This window comes from Ruegeria sp. BI7 (assembly GCF_056537925.1).
In genome coordinates, this window is sequence record NZ_JBQFSK010000002.1 from 304,429 (window position 1) to 318,107 (window position 13,679).

Annotated in this window: 10 protein-coding genes and 1 tRNA gene; 6 read left to right on the forward strand and 5 right to left on the reverse strand. The window is 56.1% G+C overall.

The features are described 5' to 3' along the window. Positions 1–50 precede the first annotated feature (50 nt). Genes ACR0JB_RS08975 through ACR0JB_RS08995 form a run of 5 tightly spaced genes read right to left on the reverse strand, consistent with a single transcriptional unit; the run spans position 51 to position 5,539 of the window. Positions 51–923 carry a hypothetical protein gene (locus tag ACR0JB_RS08975; RefSeq protein ID WP_480789849.1) on the reverse strand — a complete coding sequence of 291 codons (873 nt, stop codon included), beginning with the start codon at positions 921–923 and terminating at the stop codon, positions 51–53. Positions 924–947: 24 nt separating this feature from the next. Then, complete coding sequence (locus ACR0JB_RS08980; protein WP_170349886.1) at positions 948–1,349, reverse strand: hypothetical protein; 402 nt, start codon at positions 1,347–1,349, stop codon at positions 948–950. A gap of 22 nt (positions 1,350–1,371) precedes the next feature. Beyond that, a complete protein-coding gene (locus tag ACR0JB_RS08985; protein ID WP_480789850.1) occupies positions 1,372–3,111 on the reverse strand; it encodes a dynamin family protein in 1,740 nt (579 codons plus the stop codon). Between the two features lie 8 nt (positions 3,112–3,119). Further along, positions 3,120–5,129 (reverse strand): dynamin family protein, encoded by a 2,010-nt coding sequence (locus ACR0JB_RS08990; RefSeq protein ID WP_170377101.1) that lies wholly within the window; start codon positions 5,127–5,129, stop codon positions 3,120–3,122. A gap of 2 nt (positions 5,130–5,131) precedes the next feature. Continuing rightward, complete coding sequence (locus tag ACR0JB_RS08995; RefSeq protein ID WP_174821425.1) at positions 5,132–5,539, reverse strand: hypothetical protein; 408 nt, start codon at positions 5,537–5,539, stop codon at positions 5,132–5,134. Between the two features lie 749 nt (positions 5,540–6,288). Here ACR0JB_RS08995 and ACR0JB_RS09000 point away from each other — a divergent pair. The 6 genes from ACR0JB_RS09000 to ACR0JB_RS09025 all read left to right on the forward strand — a co-directional run bounded on the left by ACR0JB_RS09000 (position 6,289) and on the right by ACR0JB_RS09025 (position 13,447). Then, a tRNA-Leu gene (locus ACR0JB_RS09000) sits at positions 6,289–6,373 on the forward strand. Positions 6,374–6,698: 325 nt separating this feature from the next. After that, on the forward strand, positions 6,699–8,273 hold the full coding sequence (locus ACR0JB_RS09005) for an ABC transporter substrate-binding protein (protein WP_170395060.1): 1,575 nt from the start codon (positions 6,699–6,701) through the stop codon (positions 8,271–8,273). A 55-nt stretch (positions 8,274–8,328) separates the two neighbouring features. Beyond that, positions 8,329–9,882 carry an ABC transporter substrate-binding protein gene (locus tag ACR0JB_RS09010; RefSeq protein WP_480789851.1) on the forward strand — a complete coding sequence of 518 codons (1,554 nt, stop codon included), beginning with the start codon at positions 8,329–8,331 and terminating at the stop codon, positions 9,880–9,882. Next, positions 9,883–10,851 (forward strand): ABC transporter permease, encoded by a 969-nt coding sequence (locus ACR0JB_RS09015; RefSeq protein ID WP_170395065.1) that lies wholly within the window; start codon positions 9,883–9,885, stop codon positions 10,849–10,851. After that, on the forward strand, positions 10,848–11,762 hold the full coding sequence (locus ACR0JB_RS09020) for an ABC transporter permease (RefSeq protein WP_170395067.1): 915 nt from the start codon (positions 10,848–10,850) through the stop codon (positions 11,760–11,762). The genes ACR0JB_RS09015 and ACR0JB_RS09020 overlap by 4 nt, the downstream gene beginning before the upstream one ends. After that, a complete protein-coding gene (locus ACR0JB_RS09025) occupies positions 11,759–13,447 on the forward strand; it encodes an ABC transporter ATP-binding protein (RefSeq protein ID WP_170395070.1) in 1,689 nt (562 codons plus the stop codon). Before ACR0JB_RS09020 ends, ACR0JB_RS09025 begins: the two co-directional genes overlap by 4 nt. The last annotated feature ends 232 nt before the right edge of the window (positions 13,448–13,679 follow it).

A 13,679-nucleotide genomic window follows, 5' to 3' on the forward strand; every position in this document is an offset into this window, starting at 1 on the left:
CTTGTAATCACGGATAGAATTAGTCGAAAAATTGAATGTTTTGGCCGAAATCATCCGTCCGGCCTCTTTATGTTGGTCCACAGATTGACGACGGCACCCAGCTTGCGCGCCTCGTGTACGGCCATTGCCAGTTTTTTACCATCGTTCAGGATTGCCAGCCCGGCGTCTTTGCCACCCGAAGGGCGCATGACAATCAATTGCGGATGGTCCATCACGGCGGCGCTGTCGCCATTCCAACCAGCAAGATCGCGGGCAAAGCGGGCCAGCAGGCCGGAATCGGGGTGTAATGATCCATTTTCTTGGCAATCACCTGCCTTTTGCAGTGCTGCTCCGTCGGCCCCGGCTGCCAGAACACGCCCCTGTGCAAACCGCTCGGACCCGTCATAGAAACGCTGCGCTAGAGTGTCGTTTTCTTCGCTTTCCAGAGCTTCATCGGCGGATGCTATTTCGTCCGGGTCGGCATCCGCAACAATGGAAATAACCGGCTCTGTCGGCACTTCTATGTTTTCACAGGCGGTTTCGATCTCGCTGTAGGTTATGCCAACGTCATCCGCCTCAAGCGCCGTGTCTGGTTGCAGGGAAACAAGCTCAAGCGGAGCAGGAGCGCAGGCGATGTCCGTGACCAGCTGCGCCAGTTTGACGGCCAGATCCTCACGCGATTCTGTTTCGAAATCCGGGGCAATACCGGATTGCACGCGAAACACATCCGTCACCCGAGAGCTGTTGACCTCAATCGCCAGGCAATCGCCGTTGGCGGCGGTGAATTCCAACCGACGGGGCAGGATGGTGCCGCGAATGGTACGCAAAACCTTTTCGCGCCGCGCCTGGGCTGTTTCGCCTGGTACGGTCACCGCCGGATTCAGGCGGGCGACAGATGCGCGACCGATATTGTCGAGCAGATCAAGTATGTCCGTGTCCATCATGCCGTGACCCCCCTCTGGTCCGGTCTAAACTGCAGCCGCTACCGGCCCCAGGCTGAGATGCGATTTGGTCAACGCCAACCCGACATTGGCGCTGTTGTGACAGATGTAGCAGACCACGTGATCGGGATATTCCCGGGTCCGCAGAAAGATGTGCAGCCGATCGTTCGAAAACACCGCGATTTCCCCAAATCCTGGACTATCCGACTCTTCTGCTGTGGCCGAGCGCAACAATTCCTCAAAGGCTTTGACTCCGCGACCCTGAAACAGGTTAGCCACGGCAATGGCCAAAGTGTCCAGAACGTCCGCGCTGTCTGTGTCCAAGGTGTTGGTCGCCAGCAACATCCCCGTTTCCATATCGACATACCCGGCTGCAATGCAGTCGGGTATGGTGTCCATCGCGGTGTTCAATGCGGCTTCGATTGTCATCGCTTGCTACCTGCGCTTCGGGTCACAACACATGGAATTCCGCCCCGCCGTTTTTCGAAGCGTTCGGAACCGTATGCATCGAATCCTTGGCCTGACGTGCGTAATGTTCGGCTGCGATCTGGTCGAATTCCTTGAGGAACGCGTCGAACACATTTTTCATGCCTTCAGCGTCGTCCGGCAAATCCTCATCCGCAGTGATGTCGCGCCACATGGACGCCGCGCTCAGCGGTTTTCCTGCCGGTACGTTCAGCAAGTCTTCCAGTTTTTCGCCGTTTTTTGCGGCCGGGGTTGCCTCGTCAGGGGCAGCACCGTTGGACAGCGGCACAACTTGCATGTCCACAAGACCACTGGATTCGGGCTCGGGCTCATACTCATCATCTGCGCCTTTCGCCTGTTCCGCCAGCAAAGCCGTAATTGATGACACCGAGACATCGGCGCGACGGTCTTCCGGTGCCTGTTCGGCGCTCTCACTCTGCTCGGACGTGTCTGCCAACTCGCTTTCTGGCGAGGAAAGGATCGGGTCCGAAGCGGCCAGTTCTTCGGCAGGGCTGTCCACTTCGGGGTCAGACAACAGGTTGATATCGTCATCTTCGTCCAATTCGTCATCATCCAGCAGATCGAACGAGTCTTCCTCGTCGAAACCCCGCACGTGTTCGGACAGGTTCAGGCCGGTGTCCGGTGTGTCGCGGAAAAAGGCGCGCAGCTCGTCCTCTTGGGCGTCCTGGACGGGTTCAGCATCCTGCTTTTCCGCCACCATTTCGGCGCGCAGGCGCTCGGCCTCGGCCGCATCGATGCGTTCTTCCCGGTCGGTATCCTCGGCGCGGCGCTCGACACGCGTTGGACGAATTGGGAAGTTGGTGACCACTTCGTCTGCGCCACCCGCCTCGGATTCGGATACGGGGTCGACCAATTTCAACGGCGCCGGTTCGTCGGCCTGTTCTTCCTTTCGCTTGGGGCGATTTGGCTGAACACGAAGGCCGCCTGACAGGCTGTTGTCGATCTGGTAGCGCGCCAGCATATCGGCGCGGTTGTCCATGATCTGTTCGGTAATTTCGAGGAAGCTGTCGACCATCTTGCCGCCACCGCTGCGGGCCCACAGCTCGGCGTCACCGCTTTTGTCCCGCGCCGTGATCGCGTCACGAGCCGAAAACAGGATCGATCTGTTAAACAGATGACCGGCTTCGCGGTTCACGCGGCGCAGCACTTTTTGGCGATCTTTCTGGCCCAACACATCTGCTCGGGTCACCAGCAGCAGCGAGTTATGCTGCAAACGTTCGGGCAAAGACACCCATGTCGCGCGCTCGGTCTCGCGCCAGGCTTGGGTGGCATGAGTACACCACAGCACGCCATTGGCTTGCCCGACCGCGCGACGCCAGACATCGCTGGAAATTTTCGGGTCGGAAATGCCGGGGGTGTCGATCAGGTCCACCGCTTCCAGAATGTCGGATTCAAGGAAAATGCGAACGAACTGAACGTCGTTGACCCCTACGGTATCAAGCTGGTCCAGCGTAATGTTCTCGCGGCTACCATCGTGGCGCTGCACATAGGCCGAACCTTTTCCCCAACTGAACCAGACGGGGGGCAGTTGCGTGGCCGTGACCTGCGTTGGCAGCGCGTGCGAGCGCAGCAAAAAGTTCATCAGCGTCGATTTTCCGGCACTGAACTCTCCCATCAGCGCAAAGATCGGTTTGCGTCGGGACCACTGCTCGATGCGTTCCCATGCCTTAGGAGAGACGAAGCGGGTTTGTGTGTCTTTTGCCATATCGCTACTTATGCTGCCTCGTTACTAAGATCTTTCAGGATGTCACCCAGGATATCGTCGCGCGATTTCTTGGGTGCTATACCGGCCATAAGCGCGGCCTGGCTTGGGTCTTGCTCGGCTGAGGCCGAGATGTTCAACAGGGTCTCGGCCTGCTCGCGCAGGAAGTCAGACAACCCGGCCCGGACATTTTCCAGAACCGCAGCGATCTGATTTTCCTCAAGGTCCTTGGTGATCGAGTTCGCCTCGGATGCGATCAGGCGCGTATAATCGGCAGCGTATGCTTCGAACCCTTTGCGGCGTTGCCACCAGCGGCGCCACCATGTGCTTTGCAGGTCCAGCGCAATGGTGCGCCCGATGCCCAGTGGCGGAGGTACGCGAGGGACGATTGGGGCTTCGATGCTGAATTCACCCAGATGGTTGCCCAAAAGCTTCTGGTACAGCGCTTCGACATCCGCCGCGGCGGTACTGTAAAGCGCGCCTGCCTCTTTGCGCATCGCGCGGGCAAAGCTGAAATAGGCCGCTTTCTGCAATGTGCGCAGACCCGCCGGGTCATATTGCCAAGTGCCTTCCTCGCCATTCTGTTCGAGATGCGAAATCAAAGAGTCCGTTGCGCGTTTGACAAAGTTCGCCTCGGCCGATTTCAGACGTTCCAGCACTTTGTCGCGCAAGGCGGTCGTCAGTTCCGCAGCCTTCTTATCGTATTCCTCAGCAACCTTGGCGATTGCCTCTTCCGGGGTCACACCATCCAGATCCCGCACGATCCCTTGGCCGTCGGACAGGTTCTTGGCCACAGCCGTCGCCCGAATCTGGCTGGCGATATTGCGGGCGCGATGCCGGACGCGATCCAACAGGCGAGTGCCCGCTCCGTCAGCGATCCGTTCATTCATCGCCAGCAGCAGATCGGGAAGACCCGACAATGCCCAGATTTTATCCAGCGACGGGGCCTGATCACCAAACCCTGCTGCCAAATAGAAGGTATTCAGGGCTTGCCGCGACTCTTCTGTCAAAATGTCGGGATTGCCGGTCAGGGCGGCTTCGGCCCAAAGGGCACTGCCGAACACAACGCTTGTGCTCGTGTCGATATTATTCTGTTTCAGCGTGTCCTGAATGCGGTCGCGGATTTCCGGCACTTGATTGACCGGATCTGACAGTTCGTCGATGCGGTTCACAAACAGGATGATCTGGCGGTTTTCAAACTGTGCGATGATCCGCATCAGCGCCATATCCATGGTGGTCAGCGCCTGGCTGGCGGCCAGAACAACAACGCAAACCTCGGACCCGCGCAGGCTGCGCAGCGTAATCTGTTCGCGCACCATAAACGTATCGTTCACGCCGGGTGTATCGCAGAGTTTCAGCGAAATCGGATATTGCGGAATGTCCATGAACAGTTCCGCAGATTTGGTGACGTCGGCAAAACGCCCGGTCTTGGGGTTGATATCCGGGTCTTCGTCATCGCCCAGACAGACATAGCGCTGGATCAGTTCGTCGTCGAAATAGTCATACTGGTGGCTTTGTCCCAGGATCAGGTCAAAATGCTGGCCCAGGCGGGATTCGGATTTGGCCTTCATCTCGCCGATCTGGCGGCGAATATCTTCCATCTCATCATCGGCCCCGGCGCGATTGGCCAGTTCTCCCAATCGGCCACCGCCGACCATCAGGTTGTCCCACTCTTCTTGTTCGAAAAAGGTGAACTTGGCTTTTTTGTCGCCTTCTGTGCGGGTGTTGATGTTCAGCGTGGTTACCACCGAGGTCCACGGGTTCACATCCGACGGCAGCAGGGCGGGGCGCCCGGCCAGAATGTTCACGATCGAGGATTTGCCAGCCTTGACCTGCCCAACCAGTGTCACACTGGCCGTAAAATTCTCCATCTTCGTCTTGAGCGTTGCTAACCGCGCCGAGGATCGCGCATCTGCTACCTCTGTCAATTGGTCGATCTGCGTAGACAGGGCAGTCATGGCCGAAGTCATCGGCGTCAGCGCCTCATTTCCAACGGACAGAAGATGGTCGTTTCGGGCCATGGTCAGCCTCCGGTTCCAGTGGCAGCGATGGGATTGTGGTCCTGACCGTCAGGAGAGCTGGTCATGATGTCGATACGCGCGATCAGATTCAGCGCAGTGCCCAGAATGTCGGCTTCGTCACCGGGTGAGATCGTTTCATAAGCTTGAGAATCTGCAAGCACTTCGATCTCGCTGAACTGTTCACTGTTTTCCAGCAGGGCCAGGCGACGCCCAGTCGGAAAACATTTTGATTTCGTTCGGGGCAGCGGCATACGCGAGTTGGCCAACAGGTAGTGACCCCCCGAATGCGTACGCAATGACACGCCGAAGCCTGTGTTCGGATGATTCCGGTTCAAGGACTTCAGTTCACCAAGAAAACTTTCACGGGCAAGACCAATGGCGTCTTGCTCGGCAGAAGCAGCGTTCATCATATTGGTCACGGCTAAGACCCTCGTGTTCGAGTTGAGCAAAAAAGAAACTCGTACTTGCCCGAAGGCAAAAAGACTCATTAATTCCCGCTCTCCATAATTGTTGGCAAGGCGGTGTTATTTTGACGCGAATAAGATTTTTTGGCGTTTGAATTGTGGCGCAAATATGGTCGCGACCCCTAGGATCGCTCAACTCATGGCCGAGTAGGGGGAATTTCGGCACTGAAGGATCAAGACGCCAGAGCAGAGCAAGGCGTTGTTCATAGGATGAATTAACTTGAGAGATTGGTTGGTAATATATTGTTTTATAACAATATAAATTCGATAAGAGATTTTATCTACGAGCCGGTTTTCCGACCCTCCCGGTGCGATGATCGAAGCAACCGTGTTAGGTGCGCCCGTCTTTCAACCAGATAACTCAACGTAAGCGAGTGTAATTTTTCGGCCATCTTTAATGTGCATGAATCGTCAACAATTGGTAGGACGACCAATTGAGGTATCAAATGCTGTCGTACTGATTTTCGCCAGGGATCTAAGTTCCAAACATTCAATAAATTGGGACTATTGGCCCGATTCAGTCTACTCACGCACCCTCAGAGGCGTGGATTCTGCGCGCCGGGTATGACGATCAGCCTCGCCAAGATTGTCGCCAATAAGGGGGCAATAATCTTTGCCAAAAGCCAATTTCCCTCTCGCACTCGGTCGCAGCCTTTGTTATTGAGCACGTCAATCCGGCGCTCAAGGCCGGTCGTGCGGGTGTGGCGAAATTGGTAGACGCACCAGATTTAGGTTCTGGCGCCGCAAGGCGTGGGGGTTCAAGTCCCTCCACCCGCACCACTTGAATTCATTGAACATTTTGGATTCTCCTTCTTTTTCGTGTTCTAGGCTGTGCGAGAGTTTCGCAGGGTGTTTCGCACTTTCGCTAATTGTCGCTATTTTTTGTTCTCGCCTCTGCTGCGCGCGCTTGGATGATGCATTTTTTTTAATACAGTAGCTGTCCTCCAAAATTCCCAGGTCGCTTACGTTTGGCAACTCAGCACCGGGTTGAACGATTGACATGCATTCGCAGTTGGTATGCTATCCACACCACAAGGTCACAGAAATTTGCGACATAGTATCGTGAATTCAATGCAGCTAAACGACTGCAATATGGGAGAAAATAATGAATAAACAAATGCTCGCGCTTGCGCTATTGATGACGACGACGTCGTTGGCCAACGCAGAAACCCTACGTTGGGCGCGCTCGGGGGATGCGCTGACACTTGACCCGCATTCACAAAACGAAGGCCCCACGCATACTGTGCGCCACCAGATGTATGAACCTCTGATTATCCGAGACACGTCCGGCGCCTTCGAACCCGCACTAGCCACGGATTGGGCTCCCAGCGAGAGTGATCCGAATGTCTGGGTGTTCAATCTGCGTCAGGGTGTGAAATTCCATGACGGCGCCGATTTCACTGCAGAAGACGTGGTTTTCAGCATCAATCGCGCTAAACAGCCGAACTCGGATATGAAAGAGCTGATCAATTCGATCGTCGAAGTGCGCGCAGTCGACGACCATACGGTCGAGATCGTAACCGATGGTCCGAACCCGATCCTACCGGCGAACCTGACGGATCTGTTCATCATGGACAAAGGTTGGACCGAGGCGAACAACGCAGTTGACGTTCAGGATTTTGAAGGTGGCGAGATCACCTTTGCAACCACCAATGTGAACGGCACCGGCCCCTACAAACTGGTGAGCCGTGAGCCTGACGTGAAAACCGTAATGGAGCGGAACGAGGATTATTGGGGTCGAGATGAATTCCCGATGGCGATCAGCGAGATCATCTATACACCGATCCAGAACGATGCCACCCGCGTTGCTGCGATGCTGTCGGGCGAGGTGAACTTCCTGCAGGATATGCCGGTGCAGGATCTGGATCGAGTGAATGCGGTGGATGGGCTAGTCGTCAAACAAGCGCCGCAGAACCGGGTGATCTTCTTTGGCATGAACCAGGGTGGGGACGATATCGAAGCGGATAACGTCGATGGCAAGAACCCTCTTGCAGATGTGCGTGTGCGTCAGGCTATGTCCAAGGCGATCAACCGCGATGCCATCAAGCAGGTAGTCATGCGCGGTCAGTCGCAACCTGCCGGGATGATTGCACCGCCCTTCGTTAACGGCTGGACCGCCGACATGGACGCCGAAAGCAGCACGGATATCGAAGGTGCGAAAGCCCTGTTGACAGAGGCAGGCTATCCCGACGGTTTCTCAATCCGGCTGGATTGCCCCAATGACCGCTACATCAACGATGAAGGTATCTGTCAGGCCGCTGTCGGGATGCTGGGTCAAATCGGTATTACCGTAAATCTTGATGCCAAGCCGAAAGCGCAGCACTTCCCGCTGATCACTGACGGAAAGACCGATTTCTACATGCTGGGTTGGGGCGTTCCGACTTATGACTCGGAGTACATCTTCAACTTCCTAGTTCATGGCCGCGAAAGCGATATTGGCACGTGGAACGGCACTGGTTTTGACAACGATGAGTTAGACGCCAAGATTAAGTCGTTGGCCTCGAACACTAATCTTGTCGAGCGCAATGAGGATATCGCTGAGATCTGGCGTGTGGTGCAGGACGAACAGCTATATATCCCGATCCACCACCAGGTGCTGAACTGGGGCATGGCAGAAAACCTGGATATCAACGTAGATCCCGAAGATCAGCCAATGGTCAAACATTTCGGCCTGAATTAAGAAACGTGGTCGGGCCTCGGCATGCGAGGCCCGCCACCAAAAAGTGGGAGCAATCATGAAACGTCTGACCACTGCCGCGCTCTTGGGAGCGCTTGCCTTACCTGTCGCAGCTAATGAGTTCACATTTGCCGTCAAAACAGACCCGCAAACGATGGATCCTCATGCGGTCAACTCTGCACCTGTGCTGGGGTTTCTGAATAATGTCTACGAGGGGCTTGTTCGGCGGGGTAAGGATATGACCATCGAACCGGCGCTAGCAACCAGTTGGGAAACTATCGGGGACGGCGCAGGTTGGCGGTTCAAGCTGCGCGAGGGCGTTACATTTCATGATGGGGCCGAGTTCAATGCGGATGACGTGATGTTCTCATATCAACGCGCCTCGGACGAGAATTCGGACACCCGCAGCTGGTTCGCACCGGTCAGCGAGGTGGTGAAGGTTGACGACTTTACCGTCGACGTCATGACGACTGCGCCCAACCCGATCTTCCCGGACAGCATCGCTAACTGGATGATCATGGATAGCAGTTGGGCCGAGACAAATGACGCAGCACTCCCCGACAAAGAGGCCGGCAACTACGCGACCCTGAACGCCAATGGCACCGGTGCCTTCCGCGTCGCCGCGCGAGAGCCGGGCTTGCGCACTGTTCTGGAACCCTTTGAGAGCTGGTGGGGCGAAGCAGAACACAACCTGACTCGCGCCGAACTGGTTCCGATCCAGAACCCTGCGACAGCTCTGGCGGCGCTCATGGCCGGTGATGTGGATTTCATCAATCCGGTGCCCATTCAAGATGTCGCCCGATTGCAAGGCAATCCAGACGTTAAGGTCATTCAGGGCATCGAAGCGCGTGTTATCATGTTGGGTTTTGACCAGCAGGAAGGCGCAAGCGAGGCCGGGCAAGGTGGCTCGGACCTGTTCCTCGATCCGCGTGTTCGCGAAGCGGTTGCGAAGGCGGTGAATGCACCTGCCATCCTGCAAACCATCATGCGTGGCAACGCCGAAGTGGCCAGCCAATTGGTCAGCCCAGCAATGCGGGGGTATTCTGCTGCGAACGCAGACCCTTATGCTTATGATCCTGAAGGTGCGAAAGCGCTACTGGCCGAGGCCGGGGCGGATGGATCCGAGGTCAGCTTTAAGTGCTCTAACAATCGGTATCTGAACGACGAATCCGTTTGTCAGGCGATCACCGCCATGCTGTCACAAGTTGGATTGAATGTGACGCTCGACGCGATGCCGGTGCAGAACTACTGGCCGGAACTGCGGGCCGACAATTTTGACATGTACCTTTTAGGTTGGTCGCCAGGTACATTTGATGCCGAACATCCCGTGCGCTTTCTGGCCTCTACTCCGAACGAGGAAAAGAAGTTGGGCTCGTGGAACTTCGGCGGCTACTCCAACGCGCGCGTGGACGAGTTACTGCCGATGATCCAATCTGAGATTGATGAGCCTAAACGTCAGGCAATGCTGGATGAAGTCGCGGGTATCCTTCAAGACGACGTGGCCTATGTACCACTCTATGTCCAGCCACTGGTCTGGGGCGTGCGCAGCAATATCGAGCTGACACAACGGCCGGACAACTTCTTCCTTCTACGCTGGGTCACGGTTAACTAAATGCTGTCATATATAATCAAGCGTGTAGCCCAGTCGGCGCTGGTTCTGTTCGTCGTGGGCCTTGTCGCGTTTTCCATGTTCCGTTTTGTTGGCGACCCGATCGACAATATGCTGGGGCAGGAACGGACTATGGAAGATGTAGAACGTCTGCGCGCTCAGCTGGGCCTCGATCGGCCGTTTCCGGTGCAATATGTGAAATTCTTGCAGGAAGCGGCGCAAGGGAATTTCGGCGTCAGCTTCCGTCAAGGCCGCCCGGTTGCGGAAATCCTGGCCGAGCGCGCTCCGGCAACGTTGGAATTGGCATTGGTCTCTGCCGTACTTGCTATTGTTTTGGGCATTGCTCTGGGTGTGTTCACCGCAATCCGACGAGATGGGTTTGCCGCGAATTTCATCATGTCGGCATCACTGATCGGTGTGTCCTTGCCAACCTTCCTGATCGGTATCTTGCTAATATACATCTTCTCGGTTGAGCTTGGTTGGCTACCCAGCTTCGGGCGCGGAGAGGTCGTGGATCTGGGCTGGTGGAGCACCGGGTTGCTGACCAGCAGCGGGCTTAAAGCGCTGATCCTTCCCGCAATTACGCTGGGCCTTTACCAGATGACCCTGATCATGCGGCTGGTTCGGTCCGAGATGCTGGAAGTTCTTCGGCAAGACTACATCCGCTTTGCTCGCGCCCGGGGCCTGAGCGATCATACCATAAACTTTCGGCACGCTTTGAAAAACACGATGGTTCCTGTCATCACGATCATTGGTCTTCAATTGGGGGCCATCATTGCCTTCGCCATCATTACCGAGACGGTATTCCAATGGCCGGGCCTCGGGCTTCTGTTCATCAACGCGATCCAGTTCGTGGATATCCCTGTTATGGCAGCTTACCTCATGATGATCTCGGTCATCTTCGTCACCATCAACCTTGCGGTCGATATTCTCTATGCCTTCATTGATCCGCGTCTGAGGGTCAGCGCATGAGCCGTTTGCAAGCTATTTTGGACAGCGACCAGTTCTATGCCTTTCGCCGTTCGCCCGTGGCCATGGTGTCTGCGGCAGTGGCCCTGCTGCTTGTCCTCGCAACGATCTTCGCGCCTCTGATCGCGCCGACGAACCCTTTTGATCCTTCAAGCCTCAACCTGATGAACGGCTTCACCCCGCCCATGGAGCCGAATGCCTTCACCGGTGATAGTTTCCTGATGGGGACCGACGATCAGGGGCGGGATGTGTTTTCCACAATCCTATACGGAATGCGGATCTCGCTCTTTGTCGGAGTGGCTGCCGTCATGTTTGCCATGATCTTAGGGATCATTCTGGGCCTGTTGTCCGGGTACTTCGGCGGTTGGACCGAAACGATCATCATGCGCACTGCGGATGTGCAACTGACCTTCCCTTCAATCCTTCTGGCAATGCTGATCTTTGGCATCGCCAAGGGCATCACGCCCATTGAATACCGTGATCAGATGGCGATCTGGGTGCTGATATTGGCGATTGGTCTGTCCGACTGGGTGCAGTTTGCTCGGGTCGTCCGGGGCGCGACGCTGGTCGAGAAGAACAAGGATTATGTCGCCGCCGCGCGCATCATCGGGCAAAGACCGCTGACCATCATGCTACGCCACATCCTGCCCAACGTGCTTTCACCGGTGCTGGTGATCGCAACCATCTCGCTTGCGCTGGCTATCATTGCCGAGGCGACACTCAGTTTCCTTGGTGTTGGTGCGCCGCCCACGCAGCCGTCGCTGGGCACGCTGATCCGTATCGGGCAGGGCTTCCTGTTCTCGGGCGAGTGGTGGATCCTGTTCTTCCCGGCATGCACCCTATTGGCACTGGCATTGAGTGTGAATCTGTTGGGCGACTGGCTGCGTGATGTTCTGAACCCGAGGCTGAAATGACTGATCCCGTTCTTTCGATCCGCAACCTTACAGTGGAAATCCCCACCCGCCACGGTGTCTTCAAGCCGGTAGAGCATGTGACCTACGACCTCCACCCCGGTGAAATTCGTGGCGTTGTTGGCGAGAGCGGCGCAGGCAAGTCCATGACCGGCAATGCTGTGATCGGCCTGCTGGACCCCCCGGCCCATGTCTCCGAGGGCGAGGTCTGGCTGAACGGTCGCCGCATCGACGAACTGGACGCCGAAGACAAGCGCCGGATCAGGGGCAAAGAGATCGGGATGATCTTTCAGGATCCGCTGACCTCGCTGAACCCGCTGTTCACGGTGGGCGAGCAATTGGTCGAGACGATCCAGCTGCACCTCGACCTGTCCGCGTCCGAGGCCAAAAAGCGCGCCATTGCCCTGCTGGATCGCGTGTCCATCCCGGACCCGGCGGATCGGTTCAACCAGTACCCGCACCAGTTTTCCGGCGGGATGCGTCAGCGGGTGGTGATCGCGCTTGCGCTCTGTACCGAACCCAGCGTTCTGATCGCGGATGAACCCACCACAGCTCTGGACGTGTCGGTGCAGGCGCAAGTGCTGGATCTGATCAAGGAACTGGCCAAGGAACGCCAAGTTGGCGTGATCCTTGTGACCCACGATATGGGCGTTATTGCTGACACCACCGATACGGTCACCGTCATGTATTCCGGCCATGTGGTCGAAAGCGGCACCACCGACCAAATCCTCGGCGCACCAACACATGAATACACCAAATCCCTGATTGCCGCCGTGCCACGACCTCATGCCAAAGTAGAACGCTTTCCGATGGTCAGCTATGGTGAGCGGGAAAGAACCTTCAAGATAGACGATCTGGCGGCGCATTGGGACAAGACCGATTTGTCAAAATCGGGCAAACTGCTTGAGGTCGAGTCCATCACCAAGACGTTCCTGCAAAAGGGCGGCCTGTTGCCATCACAGCGGCAATACTTAACCGCTGTCGATCAGGTCAGTTTCGACATTCGGGACGGTGAGGTTTTTGGCCTTGTCGGCGAAAGCGGCTCTGGCAAGTCCACTGTCGCGCGGATGATAGGCACACTATATCCCGTGGACGGTGGACGAATAATCTTTGACGGACAAGATGTGACTGCCATGGGAGCAGAAGCCCTACAAGCGTATCGCCGCCAAATTCAAATGATCTTTCAGGATCCTTTTTCCAGCCTCAATCCGCGTATGAGGGTCGGGGACCTCGTGGCCGAACCGATCCATCATCATAAAATTCTGCCCAAGCCCGCTGTCGAACCGCGTGTGCGCGAATTGCTTGACTGGGTTGGGCTGGCCAAGGACGCGTGGCGTAAGTATCCACATGAATTTTCTGGTGGGCAGCGTCAACGCATTTGTATTGCTCGCGCCCTTGCAACTCAGCCCCGTTTTCTAATCTGCGACGAGCCGACTAGCGCCTTAGATGTATCCATTCAGGCGCAAATCCTAAACATCCTTAAAGACCTGCAGGACCACCTCGGCTTGACTATGCTATTTATCAGCCACGATCTCCCGGTTGTACGTCAGATGTGTGACCGGGTGGGCGTGATGCGTCATGGGAAGCTGCTTGAGGTTCAGGAGACGGACTCATTGTTCGCGGTTCCAGAGCACCCGTACACACGGGAACTCTTGGAGTTGATGCCCCGGCTAAAGCAACTAGCGTAATCTTACCGACTTAGTCTTGCATCGTTTTTACAGAAGAAATTGAATTGAGAGGTGCAGACGCCAGCAATCTACAGTGTATTAACACGGAGACCGTCTTGATACGGTTCCGCCCCAAAGTAACAGGTCGAACCTGTAAACCTAAGATCGCCCCAGGTTCAGATTTCAAACTCGGAGTATTGGCGAAGCTGACGGATTCTGCGCGTGCAGTTGACCTTCTGGGTTCATGTTCGCA

Coding starts and splice junctions, on each gene's coding strand:
- ACR0JB_RS08975 (WP_480789849.1), bottom strand. CDS start 923: ATGATGGACACGGACATACTTGATCTGCTCGACAATATCGGTCGCGCA.
- ACR0JB_RS09005 (WP_170395060.1), top strand. CDS start 6,699: ATGAATAAACAAATGCTCGCGCTTGCGCTATTGATGACGACGACGTCG.
- ACR0JB_RS08985 (WP_480789850.1), bottom strand. CDS start 3,111: ATGGCAAAAGACACACAAACCCGCTTCGTCTCTCCTAAGGCATGGGAA.
- ACR0JB_RS09010 (WP_480789851.1), top strand. CDS start 8,329: ATGAAACGTCTGACCACTGCCGCGCTCTTGGGAGCGCTTGCCTTACCT.
- ACR0JB_RS08990 (WP_170377101.1), bottom strand. CDS start 5,129: ATGGCCCGAAACGACCATCTTCTGTCCGTTGGAAATGAGGCGCTGACG.
- ACR0JB_RS08995 (WP_174821425.1), bottom strand. CDS start 5,539: ATGATGAACGCTGCTTCTGCCGAGCAAGACGCCATTGGTCTTGCCCGT.
- ACR0JB_RS09020 (WP_170395067.1), top strand. CDS start 10,848: ATGAGCCGTTTGCAAGCTATTTTGGACAGCGACCAGTTCTATGCCTTT.
- ACR0JB_RS09015 (WP_170395065.1), top strand. CDS start 9,883: ATGCTGTCATATATAATCAAGCGTGTAGCCCAGTCGGCGCTGGTTCTG.
- ACR0JB_RS09025 (WP_170395070.1), top strand. CDS start 11,759: ATGACTGATCCCGTTCTTTCGATCCGCAACCTTACAGTGGAAATCCCC.
- ACR0JB_RS08980 (WP_170349886.1), bottom strand. CDS start 1,349: ATGACAATCGAAGCCGCATTGAACACCGCGATGGACACCATACCCGAC.